This is a genomic window from Vibrio sp. sp1 (genome assembly GCF_016920955.1).
GTDB classification, from domain to species: Bacteria; Pseudomonadota; Gammaproteobacteria; order Enterobacterales; family Vibrionaceae; genus Vibrio; species Vibrio alginolyticus.
On the sequence record NZ_CP060589.1, the window covers coordinates 3,140,224 to 3,161,031 of the forward strand.

General features: G+C 41.6%; 19 protein-coding genes and 5 pseudogenes. 22 read left to right on the top strand and 2 right to left on the bottom strand.

The window, feature by feature from the left end; translation table 11 throughout:
* Window positions 1-41: 41 nt before the first annotated feature.
* From H9L11_RS14605 to H9L11_RS14705, 21 genes and pseudogenes are all read left to right on the top strand, one after another.
* Window positions 42-500: pseudogene (locus tag H9L11_RS14605) on the top strand (type IV secretion protein Rhs); the annotation flags it as partial.
* Window positions 493-1,392 (top strand): immunity 49 family protein, encoded by a 900-nt coding sequence (locus H9L11_RS14610; RefSeq protein WP_033905282.1) that lies wholly within the window; start codon window positions 493-495, stop codon window positions 1,390-1,392. The pseudogene H9L11_RS14605 and the gene H9L11_RS14610, both read left to right, overlap by 8 nt.
* 45 nt (window positions 1,393-1,437) lie before the next feature.
* Window positions 1,438-2,404: pseudogene (locus H9L11_RS14615) on the top strand (type IV secretion protein Rhs); the annotation flags it as partial.
* 1 nt (window position 2,405) lies between these two features.
* Window positions 2,406-3,293, top strand: coding sequence for an immunity 49 family protein (locus tag H9L11_RS14620; RefSeq protein WP_033905284.1), 888 nt, complete (start codon window positions 2,406-2,408; stop codon window positions 3,291-3,293).
* A 490-nt stretch (window positions 3,294-3,783) separates the two neighbouring features.
* Entirely contained in the window at window positions 3,784-4,674 is an 891-nt protein-coding gene (locus H9L11_RS14625) for an immunity 49 family protein (protein ID WP_033905285.1), read from the top strand.
* A gap of 181 nt (window positions 4,675-4,855) precedes the next feature.
* Window positions 4,856-5,360 (top strand): annotated as a pseudogene (locus tag H9L11_RS14630) (type IV secretion protein Rhs); the annotation flags it as partial.
* Window positions 5,361-5,376: 16 nt separating this feature from the next.
* Window positions 5,377-6,258, top strand: a complete 882-nt coding sequence (locus H9L11_RS14635; RefSeq protein WP_205390879.1) for an immunity 49 family protein — start codon at window positions 5,377-5,379, stop codon at window positions 6,256-6,258.
* Between the two features lie 168 nt (window positions 6,259-6,426).
* Window positions 6,427-7,329, top strand: a complete 903-nt coding sequence (locus H9L11_RS14640) for an immunity 49 family protein (protein WP_205390880.1) — start codon at window positions 6,427-6,429, stop codon at window positions 7,327-7,329.
* Window positions 7,330-7,771: 442 nt separating this feature from the next.
* Window positions 7,772-8,671 carry an immunity 49 family protein gene (locus H9L11_RS14650; RefSeq protein WP_033905289.1) on the top strand — a complete coding sequence of 300 codons (900 nt, stop codon included), beginning with the start codon at window positions 7,772-7,774 and terminating at the stop codon, window positions 8,669-8,671.
* 168 nt (window positions 8,672-8,839) lie between these two features.
* The gene (locus H9L11_RS14655) at window positions 8,840-9,742 is read left to right on the top strand and encodes an immunity 49 family protein (protein ID WP_033905290.1); all 903 of its coding nucleotides are present in this window, start codon (window positions 8,840-8,842) and stop codon (window positions 9,740-9,742) included.
* A 52-nt stretch (window positions 9,743-9,794) separates the two neighbouring features.
* Complete coding sequence (locus H9L11_RS14660) at window positions 9,795-10,046, top strand: hypothetical protein (RefSeq protein WP_169644448.1); 252 nt, start codon at window positions 9,795-9,797, stop codon at window positions 10,044-10,046.
* Window positions 10,047-10,215: 169 nt separating this feature from the next.
* Window positions 10,216-10,434, top strand: a complete 219-nt coding sequence (locus H9L11_RS14665; protein WP_033905291.1) for a hypothetical protein — start codon at window positions 10,216-10,218, stop codon at window positions 10,432-10,434.
* 673 nt (window positions 10,435-11,107) lie between these two features.
* On the top strand, window positions 11,108-12,007 hold the full coding sequence (locus H9L11_RS14670; RefSeq protein ID WP_205390881.1) for an immunity 49 family protein: 900 nt from the start codon (window positions 11,108-11,110) through the stop codon (window positions 12,005-12,007).
* A gap of 305 nt (window positions 12,008-12,312) precedes the next feature.
* The gene (locus H9L11_RS14675) at window positions 12,313-12,756 is read left to right on the top strand and encodes an SMI1/KNR4 family protein (protein ID WP_169644514.1); all 444 of its coding nucleotides are present in this window, start codon (window positions 12,313-12,315) and stop codon (window positions 12,754-12,756) included.
* A 159-nt stretch (window positions 12,757-12,915) separates the two neighbouring features.
* Window positions 12,916-13,815 carry an Imm49 family immunity protein gene (locus H9L11_RS14680; protein ID WP_205390882.1) on the top strand — a complete coding sequence of 300 codons (900 nt, stop codon included), beginning with the start codon at window positions 12,916-12,918 and terminating at the stop codon, window positions 13,813-13,815.
* Window positions 13,816-13,887: 72 nt separating this feature from the next.
* Window positions 13,888-14,355, top strand: a complete 468-nt coding sequence (locus H9L11_RS14685; RefSeq protein WP_205391107.1) for a hypothetical protein — start codon at window positions 13,888-13,890, stop codon at window positions 14,353-14,355.
* 220 nt (window positions 14,356-14,575) lie between these two features.
* Window positions 14,576-15,130, top strand: coding sequence for a DUF1629 domain-containing protein (locus H9L11_RS14690; protein WP_033905294.1), 555 nt, complete (start codon window positions 14,576-14,578; stop codon window positions 15,128-15,130).
* Between the two features lie 88 nt (window positions 15,131-15,218).
* Window positions 15,219-16,111: pseudogene (locus H9L11_RS23545) on the top strand (type IV secretion protein Rhs); the annotation flags it as partial.
* On the top strand, window positions 16,112-16,363 hold the full coding sequence (locus H9L11_RS14695; protein ID WP_033905296.1) for a hypothetical protein: 252 nt from the start codon (window positions 16,112-16,114) through the stop codon (window positions 16,361-16,363).
* Window positions 16,339-16,917 carry an ankyrin repeat domain-containing protein gene (locus tag H9L11_RS14700; protein ID WP_225455420.1) on the top strand — a complete coding sequence of 193 codons (579 nt, stop codon included), beginning with the start codon at window positions 16,339-16,341 and terminating at the stop codon, window positions 16,915-16,917. The genes H9L11_RS14695 and H9L11_RS14700 overlap by 25 nt, the downstream gene beginning before the upstream one ends.
* A gap of 442 nt (window positions 16,918-17,359) precedes the next feature.
* A complete protein-coding gene (locus tag H9L11_RS14705) occupies window positions 17,360-18,580 on the top strand; it encodes an ammonium transporter (protein ID WP_053307100.1) in 1,221 nt (406 codons plus the stop codon).
* Window positions 18,581-18,612: 32 nt separating this feature from the next.
* Here the strand turns inward: H9L11_RS14705 and H9L11_RS14710 are convergent, their stop codons facing one another.
* Complete coding sequence (locus H9L11_RS14710; protein ID WP_005377524.1) at window positions 18,613-18,786, bottom strand: hypothetical protein; 174 nt, start codon at window positions 18,784-18,786, stop codon at window positions 18,613-18,615.
* Between the two features lie 118 nt (window positions 18,787-18,904).
* Between H9L11_RS14710 and cobB the strand changes: the two genes are divergently transcribed.
* The gene (cobB, locus tag H9L11_RS14715) at window positions 18,905-19,636 is read left to right on the top strand and encodes a Sir2 family NAD+-dependent deacetylase (RefSeq protein ID WP_005377522.1); all 732 of its coding nucleotides are present in this window, start codon (window positions 18,905-18,907) and stop codon (window positions 19,634-19,636) included.
* Window positions 19,637-19,700: 64 nt separating this feature from the next.
* On the opposite strand, the pseudogene H9L11_RS14720 reads toward cobB, so the two are convergent.
* A pseudogene (locus tag H9L11_RS14720) lies at window positions 19,701-20,746 on the bottom strand (IS3 family transposase); the annotation flags it as partial.
* Window positions 20,747-20,808 lie beyond the last annotated feature (62 nt).

Below are 20,808 nucleotides of genomic sequence, written 5' to 3' on the forward strand. Positions count from 1 at the left end.
TTTAGTTAGCAATTCAGTATAATAACTTTCAAATCGCCAAGATTAATCGGCAATCTGCAGAAATTGGTGAGTTGGCCGCAGATGACGTTGTCCGGAGTAAGCGTCCTAATGCTAAGCTGCTTTATCCCAAAGATATTGGAACCTCAATTTCGAAGCCGGGCGACTTTGATATGGTTTACGATGTGGAAGAGTCTCCACCAGGTGAAATTATCATTGTTGAGGCTAAAGGGGGTAGCAGCCCGCTGGGTAGCCGTAAGCTCGGAAATATGGCATATCAGCAAGGGACCACTGAATATGCGACAGAAATAGTATCTTTGATGGACAGTAAGAAATATGGGACTACAGAAAAGGCAGCTGCTAATAGCATTAACTCTGCTATTCAAGATGGTATACCAATACGTTATGTACATACGCAAGCAGAAATATCTTCTAGTGGTAAGGTTTCCAAGTTCATAGCAAAAGAGTTTGATATAGATATAGGAGAGTTCAGAAATGGTTGATAACTCAAAGGTAAAAAAGGTTGAACGAGTAGCTCATGTTGAACTAAGTGATTTTGAAAGAGAAGCTTATCGAGAAGAGATAAAAGAGAGCTTAGACAAAAGGAAAAGGCGCATATCTATAAAACGAGAAAACTTGGTTTACTTGAGCGATGGTATTTCTTATCAACTCCGTTTGTATACATGGTTACCTCCATTAGATGATGATGAGAGAATCGGCACACTATGTCTATATGAAGCATCATTAATGCGTGCCTTTTATCATCAGCTCGCCATGAGACCTGACGAGCCTCAAAGTATTCAATTACCTGGATACCCGGAAGTAATCTGGAAAGGTGAAGGTATTTTAAAAACGGGGTGTTTACACCCTAACCGATGGCTTGATGCTTATTTCACTTCGGTGATTGTGCGTGACAAACCCAGTATGGACCTGTTGGCGAACTTTCCGATTTCTCTAATGAAGCAAAGCGCCACTAAGGAAGGTGAGCTTTCTTACATGTTAGTGGATGTCATTCAGTCATTCCACAACCGCACATCGGATTACCCTGATAAGCTGGTTGCAGCAATGGACGCAGCGGTAGCTCAAGGGGATAACTGGGCGTTGGAAATTGCGATGGGGCTCCTAGAAACCTTCGCAGCGCTCACTACTGACATTGGTTATGATTTTGAGGAAGTGCTCGTTAAAAACCTACAGTTTCAAGAGAAATATCATCTTAGAGAATTAGGACCAGATAGGATAGGCATCCGAACTTTTATTAACTTCCCTCTGCTTGGCATGGCTTGTATGTGGTACGACAAAGGCAACCGTTTATCTATTGAAACCGGTTGGCTTCCTCCTTATCTCGTCGAGGGGCGTTGGCTAGAAGAAGTAAAAGCAGGGAAGATCACTCGATAAATTATCATTTAGTTAGAAATTCAGTATATAAGCCACCTTTCACGAGGTGGCTTATATGTTTACCGATATTCAATCAACCCCATCTAGTGGATTGACCCAACAGGTTTCCTCTGTGAAGAAGGGTTAAAATGCTTACAGCAAATGCTGGCAGAGTATCAGGCGCAAATAACGTTCCCCAAAAGGTAAAAATCATATCCGATATGAATACGATTTAGACCATATCGATTGCGAGAGAAACGAGATTACTTTTTATCGTCATATTAATCATTCAGATGGCACCAGACACGAAGTGCAGTATGTTGTTGGGATTGAGGAGTTTGTCAATGCGCATGTTTTTGACTCTGAGAAAGTTGGTGGGGAGAAAGGTTGCACGATCTTCACTGAAGATCTTGTGCTGAATAAAGCAGAGTATAAAGAAAACTCAGAACTCAATATGAGTGATTATGAGCTAACAGAAAAAAACAAAGCAAAAATTGATGAATGCTTGAAAGAGCGTCAAGAGGCAATGGACGCTCGAACTGGCGAAGAGGGATATAACGCTCAAATTGGCAATATTAACCAACAGTCTGCAAAAATTGGTGAGTTAGCCGCGGATGACTTTGTCCGGAGTAAACGTCCTAATGCTAAGCTGCTTCATCCCAAAGATATTGGAACCTCAATTTCGAAGCCGGGCGACTTTGATATGGTTTACGAGGTGGAAGAGCCACCACCAGGTGAAATTATCATTGTTGAGGCCAAAGGGGGGAGCAGTCCTTTGGGTAGTAGAAAAATTGGAAATATGGCATATCAGCAAGGGACAACGGAATACACTGCAGAAATCACCAACCTAATGTCTGAAAAAAAGGAAGGGACGACTGAAAAAATAACAGCAAGAAAAATTCAACATGCAGCTTCGTTCGGTATACCTATTCGATATATACATACTCAAGCAAACATCCCTGAAGGTGGGAATGTCTCAGATGTAAAAGTAGAAGTGTCAGAATTTAAAATTGATTCCAAAGGACTAAGTTAAAATGCAAAGTAAAGTTGTAGAACGCAAAGCAAACCCTGAGTTGAGTGAAAGTGGAGTTTCTTCTGAGAAAGAATTTATCAATAAGATACTAGATCAGCGAAAAGAGGGTCTTAAAATCAGGCGGGAAAACCTGGTCAGTCTTGGTTATTTCGCCATTGACCAGGTTCGCTGGTATACCTGGTTTCAAACCTCGCATGAAGACGAACAAATTTGTACATTACGTCTTTACGAAACTTCTCTAATGGGCGCTTGTTATCATCGACTTGCTATGAATCCCAATGATGAATTAACTATCAAGATTCTCGACTATCCTGAAGTAAAGTGGGACGGGGAAGGCATTTTAAAAACGGGGTGCATAAATCTTAATAGATGGCTTGATATGTATTTCATATCGACAATTGTGCGTGACAGGCCAAGTATGGACATATTGGCGAACTTTCCAATTTCTTTGATGAGGCAGAGCTCTAACAAAGCGGGTGAGCTGTCTTATATGCTAGTAGACGTCATTCAGTCGTTCCACAACCGCACACCGGATTATCCTGATAAGCTGGTTGCTGCAATGGACGCAGCGGTAGCTCAAGGGGATAACTGGGCGTTGGAAATTGCGATGGGGATCCTAGAAACCTTCGCAGCGCTCACTACTAACATTGGTTATGATTTTGAGGAAGTGCTCGTTAAAAACCTACAGTTTCAAGAGAAATATCATCTTCGAGAATTAGGACCAGATAGAATAGGGATCCGCACGTTTATTAATTTCCCTCTGCTTGGCATGGCTTGCATGTGGTACGACAAAGGCAACCGTCTATCTGTTGAAACTGGTTGGCTTCCTCACTATCTCATCGAAGGACGTTGGTTAGAAGATGTAAAAGCAGGGAAGATCACTAGATAAACTCCTTTAGTTAGCAATTCAGTATAATAACTTTCAAATCGCCAAGATTAATCGGCAATCTGCAGAAATTGGTGAGTTGGCCGCAGATGACGTTGTCCGGAGTAAGCGTCCTAATGCTAAGCTGCTTTATCCCAAAGATATTGGAACCTCAATTTCGAAGCCGGGCGACTTTGATATGGTTTACGATGTGGAAGAGTCTCCACCAGGTGAAATTATCATTGTTGAGGCTAAAGGGGGTAGCAGCCCGCTGGGTAGCAGAAAAATTGGAAATATGGCATATCGAATACACTGCAGAAATCACCAACCTAATGTCTGAAAAAAGGAAGGGACGACTGAAAAATAACAGCAAGACAAATCCAAGATGCAGCTTTATCCGGCATACCTATTCGATATATACATACTCAAGCAAGCATTCAAGAGAACGGGGATGCATCGGATGTAAAACTAAAAGTGGCAGAGTTTAAAATTAATTCTAAAGGGCTAATTTAAAATGCAAAGTAAAGTTGTAGAACGCAAAGCAAACCCTGAGTTGAGTGAAAGTGGGGTTTCTTCTGAGAAAGAATTTATCAATAAAATATTAGATAAAAGAAAAGAAGGCCTTAAAATCCGGCGGGAAAACCTGGTCAGTCTTGGTGATTTCGCCATTGACCAGGTTCGCTGGTATACCTGGTTTCAAACCTCGCATGAAGACGAACAAATTTGTACATTACGTCTTTACGAAACTTCTCTAATGGGCGCTTGTTATCATCGACTTGCTAGGAATCCCAATGGTGAATTAACTATAAAGATTCTCGACTATCCTGAAGTAAAGTGGGACGGGGAAGGTATTTTAAAAACGGGGTGCATAAATCCTAATAGATGGATTGATATGTATTTCATATCGACAGTTGTGCGTGACAGGCTAAGTTTAGACGTATTGGCGAACTTTCCGATTTCTTTGATGAGACAGAGCTCTACCAAAGCGGGTGAGCTGTCTTATATGCTAGTAGACGTCATTCAGTCGTTCCACAATCGCACATCGGATTATCCTGATAAGCTGGTTGCAGCAATGGACGCAGCGGTAGCTCAAGGGGATAACTGGGCGTTGGAAATTGCGATGGGGGTCCTAGAAACCTTCGCAGCGCTCACTACTAATATTGGTTATGATTTTGAGGAAGTGCTCGTTAAAAACCTACATTTCCAAGAGAAATACCAAATGAGGCTCGATAAGCCAGAGGACTTGATTTCTATAGAAACTTTCATATCTTTCCCTCTTCTTGGCATGGCCTGTATGTGGTACGACAAAGGCAACCGTTTGTCAGTTGAAACTGGTTGGCTTCCAGCTTATCTCGTCGAAGGACGTTGGCTAGAAGATGTAAAAGCAGGGAAGATCATTCGATAAACTCCTTTAGCAAATCAATATACAAGCCATCTCTCATGGGGTGGCTTTTACGTTTGAGGTGGGGAGCTTGTTGTTTGTTGAACGCTCCATCATTGGTGGCATTACCAATATGCAGTCCACCATATCCAGTGGATTGACCCAACAGGTTTGGGGCAGCCAATACTGGCATAGTATAAAAAAGTCTGAACTCAATACGAGTGATTATGAGCTAACAGAAAGAAACAAAGCAAAAATTGATGAATGCTTGAAAGAGCGTCAAGAGGCAATGGACGCTCGAGCTAGCAAAGAGGGATATCACGCTCAAATTGGTAATAATTAACCAGCAGTCTGCAAAAATTGGTGAGTTGGTCGCGGATGACTTTATTCGGAATATACGCCCTAATGCTAAGTTGAGCCATCCCAAAGACCTTGCAACTTAGGGATCGAAACCAGGTGATTTCAATATGGTGTACCTCTCAGATGATACTGAAGAAATCATCATCGTCGAGGCTAAGGGTGGCAGCAGGCCGCTCGGCAGTCGTAAAATTGGCAATGAAGCATATCAGCAAGGGACAAGCAAATATGCGGCGGAAATCGTTAAATTAATGTCTGAACAAAAAGCTGGTACAACAGAAATTGATGCTTCAGATGGCGTATCTAAAGTGAATGTAAAAGAGTTTGATATTAGCCTCGAAGAATTAGGTTAAGGGAAGTAAAGTTAGTATGAAAAAGATAAATAGAAAAGCAGCCTACGAGTTGAATACTGAGGAACTTAATTACTATACAAAACAAATAGAAAAAAACTTAGAGAAAAGAAAACATCGTATCACAATAAAGCGCGAAAACTTGATATATCTAACAGACGGGGTTTGGGAGCAAGTTAGGTTATATACTTTGTTTCCAGTGTCTGAACTAAATGACCGAATAGGAACGCTGCGTCTATTTGAAGCCTCGATAATGCAAGCTAGCTATCATCGACTAGCTCAAAAACCTGAAAGCCCTTTGACGGTTAAGGTACCTGATCATCCTGAAATAACTTGGAAAGGCGAAGGTATTTTAAAAACAGGTTTCATTTGTCCTTCAATGTGGCTAGATGCGTATTTTACCTCTGTCATCGTTCGTGATAAACCTAGCTTGGACGTATTGGCGAACTTTCCGATTTCTTTGATGAGACAGAGCTCTACCAAAGCGGGTGAGCTGTCTTATATGCTAGTAGACGTCATTCAGTCGTTCCACAATCGCACATCGGGTTATCCTGATAAGCTGGTTGCAGCAATGGACGCAGCGGTAACTCAAGGGGATAACTGGGCGTCGGAAATTGCGATGGGGATCCTAGAAACCTTCGCAGCGCTCACTACTAACATTGGTTATGACTTTGAGGAAGTGCTAGTCAAAAACCTACAATTCCAAGAAAAATATCATCTTCGAGAATTAGGATCAGATAGGATAGGCATCCGCACTTTTATTAACTTCCCACTGCTTGGCATGGCTTGTATGTGGTACGACAAAGGCAACCGTTTATCTGTCGAAACTAGTTGGCTTCCTCCCTATCTCGTCGAAGGGTGTTGGTTAGAGGATGTAAAAGCCGGAAATATAATTCGCTAAGCTTTAAAGGGAGCTAGGTCATCATTTCTGACGTTTTGTTGCGTTACACTTGGCATTATGTGTCCTTTTTAAAGATACCTAAGCCCTTTTACTCGAATAGCTTGAAGCGCTCAGACGTAGTAGTAGAAGTAGCAGAGTTTAAAATTGATTCCAAAGGACTACGTTAAAATGCAAAGTAAAGGAACAATCAAAATTGTAGAACGCAAAGCAGATCCTGAGCTGAGTGAAAGTGGAGTTTATTCTGAGAAAGAATTCATCAATAAGATATTAGAACAGCGAAAAGAAGGTCTTAAAGTCAGGCGAGAAAACTTGGTTAGTTTTGGTGATTTTGCCATTGACCAGGTTCGCTGGTATACCTGGTTTCAAACCTCACATGAAGACGAACAAATTTGTACATTACGTCTTTATGAAACTTCATTAATGGGGGCTTGTTATCATCGGCTGGCTATGTTTCCGAATGAGCCATTAACTGTTCAGATACTCGGTTATCCAGAAGTAACATGGGATGGTGAAGGTATCTTAGAAATGGGCTTCATTTGTCCTTCAATGTGGCTGGATACTTATTTTATATCGGCAATTGTGCGTGACAGGCGAAGTATGGACGTATTGGCGAACTTTCCGATTTCTCTGATGAGACAGAGCTCTACCAAAGTGGGTGAGCTGTCTTATATGTTAGTAGATGTCATTCAGTCGTTCCATAACCGCACATCGGACTACCCTGATAAACTGGTGGCCGCGATGGACGCGGCAGTTGCTCAGGGTAATGACTGGGCGTTAGAAATCGCCATGGGTATTTTGGAAACTTTTGCTGCCCTGACAACTGACATCGGTTATGACTTTGAAGAAGTATTAGTTAAAAACCTACAGTTCCAAGAGCAATACCAAATGAGGCTCGATAAGCCAGAGGACTTAATTTCTATAGAAACCTTCATCTCTTTCCCTCTGCCTGGCATGGCTTGTATGTGGTACGACAAAGGCAACCGTTTATCTGTCGAAACTGGTTGGCTTCCTCCATATCTCGTCGAAGGGTGTTGGTTAGAAGAAGTAAAAGCAGGGAAGATCACACGATAAAACCCTTTAGTTAGCAATTCAGTATAATAACGTTCAAATCGCCAAGATTAATCAGCAATCTGCAAAAATTGGTGAGTTAGCCGCGGATGACTTTGTTCGGAGTAAACGTCCTAATGCTGAGCTGCTTCATCCCAAAGATATTGGAACCTCAATTTCGAAGCCGGGCGATTTTGATATGGTTTACGAGGTGGAAGAGCCGCCACCAGGTGAAATTATAATTGTTGAGGCCAAAGGGGGGTAGCTGCCCTATGGGCAGCCGTAAGATTGGAAACGAAGCGTATCAGCAAGGGTCTAGCAAATAAGCTGAAGAAATCACTAAGCTAATGTCTGAAAACGAAGATGAAACGACAGAAAAAATAGCTGCGAAAAAAATCAGAGATGCATCAGATATAAAACTAGGAATAGCTGAGTTTAAAATTGATTAAGAAGGGTTAGTTCAACAATGCAAGGTAAAAAGCCAGCCAAAATTATAGAGCGTACAGCAAGGCCCAGGTTAGATGATAATAGCATTGCTTCTGAGAAAGATTATATCAATCGAATCTTAGATAAAAGAAAAGAAGGGCTCAAAATTAGGCGAGAGAACTTGATTAGCTTTGGAGATTATGCATTCGAGCAAGTGCGCTGGTTTACGTGGTATCAAGCTTCATGTGAAGACGAAAAAATTTGTACATTACGCCTTTATGAAACTTCGTTGATGAGTGCTTGTTATCATAGCCTTGCAATGCATCCCAATGATAAATTAACCATAAAGATCCTCGACTATCCTGAAGTAACATGGAAAGGCGAAGGTATTTTAAAAACAGGCTTCATTTGTCCTTCAATGTGGTTAGATGCCTATTTCACCTCTGTCATCGTTCGTGATAAACCCAGCATGGATGTATTGGCGAACTTTCCGATTTCTTTGATGAGACAGAGCTCAACCAAAGCGGGTGAGCTGTCTTATATGCTAGTAGACGTCATTCAGTCGTTCCACAATCGCACATCGGATTATCCTGATAAGCTGGTTGCAGCAATGGACGCAGCGGTAGCTCAAGGGGATAACTGGGCGTCGGAAATTGCGATGGGGATCCTAGAGACCTTCGCAGCGCTCACTACTAACATTGGTTATGACTTTGAGGAAGTGCTAGTCAAAAACCTACAATTCCAAGAAAAATATCATCTTCGAGAATTAGGACCAGATAGGACAGGCATCCGCACTTTTATTAACTTCCCTCTGCTTGGCATGGCTTGTATGTGGTACGACAAAGGCAACCGTTTATCTGTCGAAACTGGTTGGCTTCCTCCATATCTCGTCGAAGGGTGTTGGTTAGAGGATGTAAAAGCCGGAAATATAATTCGCTAAGATTCAAAGGGAGCTAGGTCATCATTTCTGACGTTTTGTTGCGTTACACTTGGCATTATGTGTCCTTTTTAAAGATACCTAAGCCCTTTTACTCGAATAGCTTGAAGCCCTCAGACGTAGTAGTAGAAGTAGTAGAGTTTAAAATTGATTCAAAAGGATTAAGTCAAAATGCAAAGTAAAGAATCGATCAAGATTGTAGAGCGCAAAGCAAATCCTGAACTTGACACACAAGCCATTGTGAGTAAAAAAAATTTTATAAACCGGGTTTTAGATAACAGAAAAGAAGGTCTTAAGGTCAGGCGAGAAAACTTGGTTAGTCTTGGTGATTTTGCCATCGACCAGGCTCGCTGGTATACCTGGTTTCAAACTACGCATGAAGACGAACAAATTTGTACATTACGTCTTTACGAAACTTCTTTAATGGGAGCCTGTTATCATCAACTTGCTATGAATCCCAATGAAGAATTAAGTATCCAGATACTCGGCTATCCAGAAGTGACATGGGATGGTGAAGGTATTTTTAAAACAGGCTTTATTTGTCCTTCAATGTGGCTTGATGCTTATTTTACTTCGGTGATTGTGCGTGATAAACCTAGCATGGATGTATTGGCGAACTTTCCGGTTTCTTTGATGAGACAGAGCTCTACCAAAGCGGGTGAGCTGTCTTATATGCTAGTAGATGTCATTCAGTCGTTCCATAACCGCACGTCGGACTACCCTGATAAACTGGTGGCCGCGATGGACGCGGCAGTTTCTCAGGGTGATGATTGGGCATTAGAAATCGCCATGGGTATTTTGGAAACTTTTGCGGCCCTGACAACTGACATCGGTTATGACTTTGAAGAAGTACTCATTAAGAACCTACAGTTCCAAGAGCAATACCAAATGAGGCTCGATAAGCCAGAGGGCTTAATTTCTATAGAAACCTTCATATCTTTCCCTCTGCTTGGTATGGCATGTATGTGGTATGACAAAGGCAACCGTCTATCTATTGAAACCAGTTGGCTTCCTCCTTATCTCGTCGAAGGGCATTGGTTAGAAGATGTAAAAGCAGGGAAGATCACTCGATAAATCCTTTAGTTAGCAATTCAGTAAATAATCCACCTTTCACGAGGTGGATTATATGTTTACCGATATTCAATCAACTCCATCTAGTGGATTGACTCAACAGGTTTCCTCTGTGAAAAACGCTTACAGCAAATGTTGGCAGAGTATCAGGCACAAAATAACTTTCCCCCAAGAGGTTTGCGATCAGATTTTAGAGGCAGCAAAAGAGTCATCCGTCGGAGAAGATGGCGTTCTCTCGCAAGTCAAAATCCGAAAGCCAAAAGGTAAAAAACATATCAGAAGCTCTAGTCAAAATTCCAGTCAATGAATTAATAAAACTAACGGTATCTCGCCCTTTTTGGGGGCATTAAGCGTTGGATGGGAGCCTACGAGCGATTTTTACCCAGCAGTCGGTGAAGGTGGAGTTAATCAATTTCTAGGAGAAACTAAAAGTTGGGACGATAGCTAGGTTATCCCATTGCAAAGTTGAGGATAAAATGAATTTTGAAGATGATCTTGTGACTATACTCATAAATTTCAGAGATAACATTATTAATGATATGGCTCTTAAAAAGTGGGTTACTAATAATGAGTGCGATTTAAAAGCCTTGCTAGGAAAGTCAGGGCTTACTTTGAAAATAAATAATGGTGATAGAAAGGCAGTTACGTCTGTAATTGCTCAATATAGTGGCTCGGAAAAAACTTATTTTATATAAGGAGGGCCCCTTCAAAGGCTTGACCGACGTTGAGTGCTGTGAAACAGCAATTGCTATGGCAGTTTCTAATGGAATTCTAAAAAAGTGCCTCAACCTCATTGGTTTCAGCCGTCCACTAAAGAGATCGGGGCCGCCGAGTTTTACGAATCTATAGGCAGTAAATCTGTTTCGAATCTGGTAATCCCAGAGCGAGCATCTAGAGGGTACTGGAAAAAATAGGTTAGATCTCTATTTTTGGCGTTCATGTTTCGTGACACATGGCATTTTATGGCTAAGACTCAACGGTATGTCACTTAACTAGGAGTTGTCCCCTAAAAAATAATGGCGTGTTTTCTTACAACCAGGAGACTACGGTATGGCCTACCTTGTAGAAGAACCCAAAACCCAGGGAAATTATTCTCGTAGACGTTAAGAGGTATTAGCCCACTAGACAGGCGTAAGGTTGGAAATATGGCATATCAGCAAGGGACAACTGAATATGCAACTGCAATTACTGATCTAATGGCTCAAAAGGACAAAGATACAACCGAATGGAAAGCGGCCAGAAGTATAAAAAGCATTGAGAAAAAAAACTCCTGTTAGATATATTCACACCGCAGCGGCTATTTCTGATGCTGGAGAGGTTTCTTCAGTTAATGTAAAAGAATTTAACGTAGAATTAGGACTGGATTAAATGTCTGATAATAAAAAGAAGGTTAGCATGAGGAGAAAGGCGGAACCTCAATTGACACCAAATGATGTCGCTGACTACCAAATGTATATCAATGAAGATTTAGATGAGCGCAAAGAGCTAATAGCAATCCGTAGGGAGAACTTAGTCGCTCTTAGCGACGACGTTTCAGAACAAGTGAGGTGGTATAGTTGCTTTCCACCTTCAATAGAAACTGAACAAATCGGAACACTTTGCCTTTATGAGGCATCATTGATGCGTGCTTTTTACCATCAACTTGCCATTAAACCAAATGAACCTCAAAGCGTTAAATTACCTGATTATCCAGAAGTGACATGGAAAGGCGAAGGTATTTTGAAAACTGGATGTTTACACCCTAATCGATGGCTAGATGCTTATTTTACTTCGGTGACTGTGCGTGATAAACCTAGCATGGACATATTGGCAAACTTTCCGATTTCTTTGATGAGACAGAGTTCTACCAAAGCGGGCGAGTTATCTTATATGCTAGTAGACGTCATTCAGTCGTTCCACAACCGCACATCGGACTACCCAGATAAGCTGGTTGCAGCAATGGACGCGGCGGTAGCTCAAGGGGATAACTGGGCGTTGGAAATTGCGATGGGGATCCTAGAAACCTTCGCAGCGCTCACTACTAATATTGGTTATGATTTTGAGGAAGTGCTCGTTAAAAACCTACAGTTCCAAGAGAAATATCATCTTCGAGAATTGGGACCAGATAGGATAGGCATCAGAACTTTTATCAACTTCCCTCTGCTTGGCATGGCATGTATGTGGTACGACAAAGGCAACCGTCTATCTATTGAAACCGGTTGGCTTCCACCCTATCTTGTTGAAGGACGTTGGCTAGAAGATGTAAAAGCAGGGAAGATCACTAGATAAATTCTCTTTACTTATAAGCCATCTTTTACGAGGTGGCTTATAAGTTTATGGTGAGGGGTTCGTTGTTACGCGATTACAAAAGAGGCAGCGAAGCGTTTTACTTCAAAGCAGTTGTTCAAAATGATTAAATCAGGAAGACTTCTCGACGGATTTAATCATTCACCATAAGACCTCTTTTATTTCGGAAAGGGGATAACTCGTTCAATAACTTCAGGGTAATGAATTCCAAGCCTCATCAGAAGTACAATAAGCGATTGCACTGGTACGATGAAGGCAAAATATATATCAAAAATAGAGTTTTAAATATGAGAAGCTTAGACGTAATGCTCGATCAATTCACCGAAAAAGAAGGGTTTGAGTGCTTTGGAGAGTTGAATGACGTATCAATTCATGAAATGGAAAATCAGCTAGGATTATCCTTTCCGGAGCCATATAAAGTTTTTCTAAGAAAATATGGTTACGTTGAGTGGTTTGGTCATACGATTTATGGATACTCTGAAGATGAGGACTATCTTACAGTTGAGCGCACTCTTGAACTTCGCGAGGATGAGATACCGAGTGATTTTGAGAAAATACCACAAAACGGTTGCGTATTAGAGCGCTATGCCGGAGGTGGCTACTACTTTTTATTTTCAAATGAATCAGAAAGATCGGGGCAAGTAGCCCTTTTCATAGATGAATTGTTTGGTAAAGAAGCCCAATCATGGACAACATTTGAGGCATTTTTGGAATATATGCTCAGCCTTTGAACTGTTGTTACATAGAGCCTCAATTTCGAAGCCAGGCGACTTTGATATGATTTACGAGGCACCAACTGAAATTACATACACAAGCAGAAATACCCTCTAGCGGTAAGGTTTCCAAGTTCAAAGCAAAAGAGTTTGATATAGATATAGGAGAGTTCAGAAGTGGTTGATAGCTCAGAGGTAAAAAAGGTTGAACGAGTAGCTCATGTTGAACTAAGTGATTTTGAAAGAGAAGCTTATCGAGAAGAAATAAAAGAGAGTTTAGACAAAAGGAAAAGGCGCATATCTATAAAAAGAGAAAACTTGGTTTACTTGAGCGATGGTATTTCTTATCAGCTCCGTCTGTATACATGGTTACCTCCATTAGACGATGATGAGAGAATCGGCACGCTATGTCTATATGAATCATCATTGATGCGTGCTTTTTACCATCAACTTGCCATCAAGCCAAGCGAGCCTCAAAGCATTAAATTACCTGATTATCCAGAAGTAACATGGAAAGGCGAAGGTATTTTAAAAACAGGCTTCATTTGCCCCTCAATGTGGCTAGATGCGTATTTTACCTCTGTCATCGTTCGTGACAAAGCTAGCATGGATGTGTTAGCGAACTTTTCGATTTCTTTGATGAGACAGAGCTCTACCAAAGCGGGTGAGCTGTCTTACATGTTAGTAGATGTCATTCAATCGTTCCATAACCGCACATCGGACTACACTGATAAACTGGTGGCCGCGATGGGCGCGGCAGTTGCTCAGGGTGATGATTGGGCGTTGGAAATTGCGATGGGGGTTTTAGAAACCTTTGCAGCGCTTACCACCGACATTGGTTATGATTTTGAGGAAGTGTTAGTCAAAAATCTACAGTTCCAAGAGAAATATCATCTCCGAGAGCTAGGACCAGAAAGATTGGGGATCCGCACGCTCATTAATTTCCCTCTGCTTGGCATGGTTTGTATGTGGTACGACAAAGGCAACCATCTATCTATTGAAACTGGTTGGCTTCCTCCCTATCTCGTTGAAGGACGTTGGCTAGAAGAAGTAAAAGCCGGGAAGGTCTCTCGATAAACTGCTTTAGTTAGCAATTCAGCATATAAGCCATCTTTCTCTTGAAATGGCTTTATATTTATGGTGGGGAGTTTGTTGTTTGCCGAACGACCAATCATTCGTGGCATTATCAGAAAACCCAAAGTTAAAAATCATATTCGATATGAATACGATTTAGACCATATTGATTGCGAGAAGAACGAAGTTACTTTTCATCGTTATATCAATCATTCAGATGGTAGTAAACGCAAAGTTCAATATGTTGTAGGTATAGAGGAAATTGTCCAAATCATCCCCTTAAATAAAACTCAAAGGAGGGGGAGTGTTGCGAATTATTATGGCGGTTCTTTAAGAAGAGGTTGTGGGCTCAAGTTAAATAACGAAATAGTTGGCGGGTTACCTGAAAACCATGCTGGAAATCACCAAATTAGTATCAATATTGCTCAGGAATATCCGGTCATGCATAGAGCTACCGAACTTGATTACAACATTAACAGAGGTGCAAATGGGATTGCACTTCCAACTAATATTAAAACATCTGTCGAAATAGGCCTTCCCTGACACGTGGGTAGACATCTAAGTGCAAGGCACCAAGGTTCTCAGGTGCTTTAGTTCGACGAGAAATGAGAGCGTTGTAAACTAAGTATGGTCGTGGTTTGATCGATGATATGATTTTTGTAGATGAAATTGGAAAAACAGAAAGTAACATTAGGAATGCTCTGGAAAAGAATGAAGCTCGATCGCAATTGGATGATCCGCAATGGAAAAGTAGGAAGTAGTAATGACACTTAAAATTTGGACCAACAAGGTAGATAGAGACTCCGATTTTACTCAAGGCAAAGTAACGCAGTCTAGTGTATTAATAGGATTGAATCTGACGGGAGGCGTTGCCCTAGGAGACAAATGGCCAAAAGTTACTATTGATGTCATATCAGATGACAAGCCTGCGGATAGTTTTCTTAGTGGTCCTTTATTAATCGTGAGTCGACGGTTATCTGATTTAATTTCTAAGCACACACAAACGAGTGAAGTTGAATTCCTACCGATTGAGGTTAATTACCAAGGTAAAAGTTTTGGTGAATACTATTTTTTAAATGTTCTTGCGATTTGCGATTTACTGGATAGAAATCATTCAATATTTAGTGAGTTTGATGGAGAGGTTGATTCAATTGATCGAGTTGTCCTTAAGAAAGATATTGAAATGCAGAAAACTATATTTCAACTGGATGCTATCGAGTGGTTATTATGTGTCGATGAAAAACTGGCTGAATTAATCGAGAACAAAGATTTTTCAGGAGTGGTATTTAAGTCAGAAAGTGAATGGCGTCCTTTTTAGAGCTCCTCGGGTATTTTTTTAGCCATCTCTTACGAGGTGGCTTTTATATTTATGATTGGGAGCTTGTTAGTTGAACTGTCAATAGTGGCATTACCAATATGCAGTCAATCCTATCCAGTGGATTGACCCAACAGGCTTCTTGTGTGAAGAAGGGCTAAAACGCTTGGGTCAAATGTAGGCAGAGTATCAGGCCCAAAGCGATGTCCCCCAAGAGGTTTGCGATCAGATTTTAAACGCTGCAAAAGAGTCATCCGTCGGAGAAGATGGCAGCAGACACGAAGTGCAGTATGTTGTTGGGATTGAGGAATTTGTCAATGCGCATGTTTTTGACTCTGAGAAAGTTGGCGGGGAAGAAGGTTGCACGATCTTCACTGAAGATCTTGTGCTGAATAAAGCAGAGTATAAAAAAACTCAGAAATCTATATGAGTGATTATGAGCTAATAAAACGAAACAAAGCAAAAATTGAAGAGTGTTTGAAAGAACGTTAAGAGGCTAGGAAGGCTCGAACTGGCGAAGATGGATATAACGCTCAAATCGCCAAGATTAATCAGAAATCTGCAAAAATTGGTGAGTTAGCCGCGGATGACTTTGTCCGGAGTAAACGTCCTAATGCTAAGCTGCTTCATCCCTAAGGTAAATTTAGAAGCCGGGCGATTTTGATATGGTTTACTAGGTGGCAGAGCCGCCACTAGGTGAAATTATAATTGTTGAGGCCAAAGGAGGGAGCAGCCCGCTGCGCAGCCGTAAGATAGGTAACATGGCATATCAGCAAGGGACAACTGAATATGCAACTGCAATTACTGTTCTAATGGCTCAAAAGGACAAAGATACAACCGAATGGAAAGCGGCCAGAAGTATAAAAAGCATTGAGAAAAAAAACTCCTGTTAGATATATTCACACCGCAGCGGCTATTTCTGATGCTGGAGAGGTTTCTTCAGTTAATGTAAAGGAATTTAACGTAGAATTAGGACTGGATTAAATGTCTGATAATAAAAAGAAAGTTAGCATGAAGAGAAAGGCGGAACCTCAATTGACACCAAATGATGTCGCTGACTACCAAATGTATATCAATGAAGATTTAGATGAGCGCAAAGAGCTAATAGCAATCCGCAGGGAGAACTTAGTGTGGGCTCCAAATCGGATTCAAGGTCAGTATGATATTTATGCGTTGCGGCAGGTTGTTGATACTCTTAAAGTGACAGATAAATGTTGGGTAAACGCGGTGATATAGTTAATGCTTTAAAATTACTGGTTAAAACCGCAGCTGAGGAGATAAATATGGCAGGTGAGCATAGCGCAAAAGATGTAATGGCCGCGATTAGATCCGGTGACGTGAGTGAGGTTGAAAAAATTCTCTCAGGAGATGACAAATTACTTCATCTAATTACGCCTCTGGGTTCTTGGTTGCATATCGCAACGGAGCAAGGGCAAGATAAAATTGTAGAGCTTCTGGTGAATCTAGGTATTGATGTAAATGTTAAGGGGGGGCCTTCAGGTGTAACTCCTTTAAATACAGCTGCATATGAAGGTCATTTAGACTTACTTACCTATTTTCTAGAAAGAAATGCAGTGATGGATATATCTGAACCAGACTGCAACCCATTGTTTGCTGCGATCCATGCAGGTCATAAAAATATTGTGGAGCTATTACTAAAAGCTGGTATAGATACAAAGGTAAAATATACTGGTAACTCTATGAAAGACATGGACGCTATAGCGTTTACTTATGAGTGGGGACGCAAGGAAATCGCAGAAATGATTAAAGAGCACAATAGGCACGCTTAGTAGAAGTTAATATGGTACGACAAAGGCAACCGTCTATCTGTTGAAACTGGTTGGCTTCCTCCCTATCTTGTCGAAGGACGTTGGTTAGAAGATGTAAAAGCAGGGAAGATCACTCGATAAACCCCTTTAGTTAGCAATTCAGTATATAAGCCACCTCTCATGAGGTGGCTTTTACGTTTTGTTGAGCTATATGGTGCGCATTATGTTGGTGCACTAAAACCATATTGGTGCACTTATTAGCGTGTTAAGCACCATTTCAAGAATGCGTAGTTTTATTAAAGTTCATACAAAACAATAAATTAAAGTGTAAGTGTTAGAAATGTAAATTGTGGAATGAGAATTGCTCTGTTAGACGCTCTATAAATTAAGTTCACCAAATTGGTGATGAGCCTAACTTTGATGCACAGGATAAGTGCGCTACAGATCAACGGAGACAATCATAATGAGTGTAACTGCCAATCAGGTACACGGCGCTGTACAAACTCTCACGCAAAGTTCCGACACACTTTTCTTACTACTTGGCGCAATCATGGTTTTTTTGATGCATGCTGGTTTTGCTTTTCTTGAAGTAGGAACCGTGCGCCAAAAGAACCAAGTTAATGCTTTAGTTAAAATCTTGGCCGATTTCGGTATTTCCGCCATTGCGTATTTTTTCATTGGATACTGGGTCGCTTATGGCGGCACCTTCTTTGCCGATGCAGAGACGTTATCTCAAGGCAATGGTTACGAGTTGGTGAAGTTCTTTTTCTTGCTGACTTTCGCTGCAGCGATTCCTGCTATTGTTTCTGGTGGTATTGCAGAACGAGCTCGTTTTTATCCGATTCTAATCGCAACATTTTTCACTGTCGGCATCGTATACCCGTTATTTGAGGGAATGATCTGGAACGGAAACTTTGGTGTTCAAGCTTGGTTTGAAAATACCTTTGGTTATGGCTTCCACGATTTTGCAGGTTCAGTCGTTGTGCATGGTGTTGGCGGCTGGATAGCGCTTGTTGCCGTCGTGTTTTTGGGCATGAGAAAAGGCAGAGTTCGAGCAGGAAAGCACACCAACTTTGCACCTTCGAATATTCCATTTTTGGCCTTGGGAGCTTGGATCTTATGTGTGGGGTGGTTTGGCTTCAACGTCATGTCAGCTCAAACTGTGTCAGGCATAAGTGGCTTGGTGGCTATGAACTCATTGATGGCAATGGTCGGAGGCATTGTCGCGTCATTGTTGGCTGGTAAGAATGACCCTGGCTTTATTCATAACGGCCCACTGGCTGGCTTGGTTGCTGTATGTGCGGGCTCAGACTTAATGCATCCTATCGGTGCTTTAGTGACAGGTGCGATTGCTGGCGTGCTATTTGTTTATCTTTTTACCCACCTACAAAACAAAACCAAGATTGATGATGTGCTGGGTGTCTGGCCTTTACACGGTGTATGTGGCGCTTGGGGTGGTATTGCCGCTGGGATTTTTGGTCAAAGCGCATTGGGTGGGCTAGGTGGCGTGAGCATTATCGTTCAGCTTCTAGGAACGCTTTTGGGCCTTTCCATCGCAGCGCTTGGTGCACTTGTAGTCTACGGTGCGATTAATACCAGTATGGGACTGAGGCTTTCAGAAGAAGACGAATTCAATGGCGCTGACCTAGCCATTCATAAAATATCTTCGACCAACGAGGATTGAGGCCAATATGGGAGCGGCATAAAGCCGCTCTTTTAGCAATTGTCTTTCTTGGCTTGGCCCGGAGGACAGAAATTACCATTACCTCGATGGTCATCATCATTGGTGCTGACTCTTACCTTTACATCATCGACTTCGCCTTCAACATTGGTAAGTTGACAGCCTGCCAAAGTCAGAAGCAATGTAAACGTTAGAGATACTTGTCTCATTGCTGTTCCTCTTAAATTGTAATTCTAATAGTGACCATTACGACTATGGTCTAATCCATATTACTACTGTTGCTATTCTTTCAGTGTTAAGCTAATGAAAAAACAGCAAGGATGAGTTATGAATTTCCCTTATAGAAATATTGTAGTACTTACTGGTGCAGGTATCTCGGCCGAATCTGGTATTCAAACATTTCGTGCGCAAGATGGCCTATGGGAGAATCACCGTATCGAAGATGTAGCAACGCCTGAAGGGTTTGCTCGCGATCCGGACCTTGTTCAAGATTTTTACAACCAACGCCGCAAGAAACTTCAAGATAATGCGATAAAGCCTAATGCAGCGCATGAAGCATTAGGTCGTTTAGAGGCTGAGTTAGAAGGTAAAGTGACGGTCATCACTCAAAATATAGACAACCTTCACGAAAGAGGCGGCAGTCAGAATGTGATTCACATGCATGGTGAGTTGCTCAAGGCGCGCTGTAGTGAATCTAACCAAGTAGTAGAGCACAATGAGGACATTAAGACAGGCGAACTTTGTCACTGTTGTCAGATCCCTTCACAAATGCGACCACATATTGTTTGGTTTGGTGAAATGCCACTGCGAATGGGTGATATCTACGCGTCATTAGAAGAAGCAGATTTGTTTATTTCTATTGGGACTTCTGGCGTTGTGTATCCCGCAGCAGGTTTTGTTCATGATGCAAAAATGCACGGCGCACATACCATTGAAATTAACCTAGAACCTAGTGCGGTAGAAAGTGAATTTGAGGAAAAACGCTACGGAAAAGCAAGCGTTGAGGTTCCAAAATTAGTTGACGAGATACTGGCTCTAGAAGGAAAAGAAAGAGCGTAATAACTTCAACAGGAAGAGTGTTTGTCTTGTCTGACCCGTCCTGATATGGGTTGACACTTTTTAACTAAAACGCTCGATGTACTTCATCGGGCGTTTTGTATTTTAAAGCCGTATGAGGCCTCATTTGATTATAGATATCTACGGACTCTGCTACCATCGTCCTTGCTTCTTTCAGATCTTTCGGTTTCTTCAGCAAGAGCTCCATTTTGAGTATCCCATTTACACGCTCAGCTAAAGCATTCTGATAACAGTCATACCCGTCTGTCATTGAGCAAGTCACTCTATGTTTCTTATGGATATCTTGATATTCCTTCGAACAGTATTGTGAGCCTCTATCTGAGTGGTGTATTAGCTTTTCTTCACTCTGCCGTTGCCTGAGAGCTGAGATAAATGCCCGCTTAACTGATTGAGTTTTCATGTTGTCATCCACATAAAAACCAACAATCTTCCTTGAATAAGCGTCTGTAACCAAGCTGAGATAACTCTCTCCATTTTGAGTTGGCAAGTAAGTAATATCAGCAACCCACAGTTGTTCTGGCTTCGTTGGTGTCAGCCCATCTTTCACTTTGTTTGGGTGACAGAAAAATCGATGACGGCTGTCAGTCGTTCGGTGATAGGCTCGTCTTGCTCTCACTAACAGCCGATGCTTTCTGAGAAGTTCAAAGAGCTTATCGCGACCTATTTGAATGCCCTTTGTTGCTGCTAAGAACTTCAGTTTACGCGTGCCAATGCGTGGCTGCTTCAGCCTGACTTCACGGACAAAGCCAATGACAGCATGCTCATGATGTTCACAACGAGATTGAGTTTGGCATTGCTTATAATAAGCTTGGCGAGAGATTTGTACTAACTGACAAAACTTCGTAACGCTCAAACCTACTATGGTTTTCTCTTGGACAACGCTTCTTTGTGCTTTTTTGTCACTCTAACACCATAGTCACGTTCCATAACGTTCACGACAGCTTCAAAGAAGTCGGCTTTGAGTTGAGCATCTTCGAGCTGCTTCTCAAGCTCTTTAATACGTTGCTCTGGTGTAGGAGGTGAATTGAACTCGGTCATAGAGTCTCCTTTGGACATAAAGTTAGGTGTCCCTTTAGACCAATCTAGTCGACCTGTCAACGCCAGTTTAAATTTGACCCACTTATCGACGTTATCGCCGAAGTAAAACTGACCCA

Excerpts from the sequence above, each read along its gene's own strand:
- H9L11_RS14640 (WP_205390880.1), top strand. The coding sequence starts at position 6,427 with ATGCAAAGTAAAGGAACAATCAAAATTGTAGAACGCAAAGCAGATCCT.
- H9L11_RS14675 (WP_169644514.1), top strand. The coding sequence starts at position 12,313 with ATGAGAAGCTTAGACGTAATGCTCGATCAATTCACCGAAAAAGAAGGG.
- H9L11_RS14635 (WP_205390879.1), top strand. The coding sequence starts at position 5,377 with ATGAAAAAGATAAATAGAAAAGCAGCCTACGAGTTGAATACTGAGGAA.
- H9L11_RS14625 (WP_033905285.1), top strand. The coding sequence starts at position 3,784 with ATGCAAAGTAAAGTTGTAGAACGCAAAGCAAACCCTGAGTTGAGTGAA.
- H9L11_RS14700 (WP_225455420.1), top strand. The coding sequence starts at position 16,339 with ATGTTGGGTAAACGCGGTGATATAGTTAATGCTTTAAAATTACTGGTT.
- H9L11_RS14655 (WP_033905290.1), top strand. The coding sequence starts at position 8,840 with ATGCAAAGTAAAGAATCGATCAAGATTGTAGAGCGCAAAGCAAATCCT.
- H9L11_RS14690 (WP_033905294.1), top strand. The coding sequence starts at position 14,576 with ATGACACTTAAAATTTGGACCAACAAGGTAGATAGAGACTCCGATTTT.
- H9L11_RS14665 (WP_033905291.1), top strand. The coding sequence starts at position 10,216 with ATGAATTTTGAAGATGATCTTGTGACTATACTCATAAATTTCAGAGAT.
- cobB (WP_005377522.1), top strand. The coding sequence starts at position 18,905 with ATGAATTTCCCTTATAGAAATATTGTAGTACTTACTGGTGCAGGTATC.
- H9L11_RS14620 (WP_033905284.1), top strand. The coding sequence starts at position 2,406 with ATGCAAAGTAAAGTTGTAGAACGCAAAGCAAACCCTGAGTTGAGTGAA.
- H9L11_RS14695 (WP_033905296.1), top strand. The coding sequence starts at position 16,112 with ATGTCTGATAATAAAAAGAAAGTTAGCATGAAGAGAAAGGCGGAACCT.
- H9L11_RS14710 (WP_005377524.1), bottom strand. The coding sequence starts at position 18,786 with ATGAGACAAGTATCTCTAACGTTTACATTGCTTCTGACTTTGGCAGGC.
- H9L11_RS14705 (WP_053307100.1), top strand. The coding sequence starts at position 17,360 with ATGAGTGTAACTGCCAATCAGGTACACGGCGCTGTACAAACTCTCACG.
- H9L11_RS14610 (WP_033905282.1), top strand. The coding sequence starts at position 493 with ATGGTTGATAACTCAAAGGTAAAAAAGGTTGAACGAGTAGCTCATGTT.
- H9L11_RS14670 (WP_205390881.1), top strand. The coding sequence starts at position 11,108 with ATGTCTGATAATAAAAAGAAGGTTAGCATGAGGAGAAAGGCGGAACCT.
- H9L11_RS14660 (WP_169644448.1), top strand. The coding sequence starts at position 9,795 with ATGTTTACCGATATTCAATCAACTCCATCTAGTGGATTGACTCAACAG.
- H9L11_RS14650 (WP_033905289.1), top strand. The coding sequence starts at position 7,772 with ATGCAAGGTAAAAAGCCAGCCAAAATTATAGAGCGTACAGCAAGGCCC.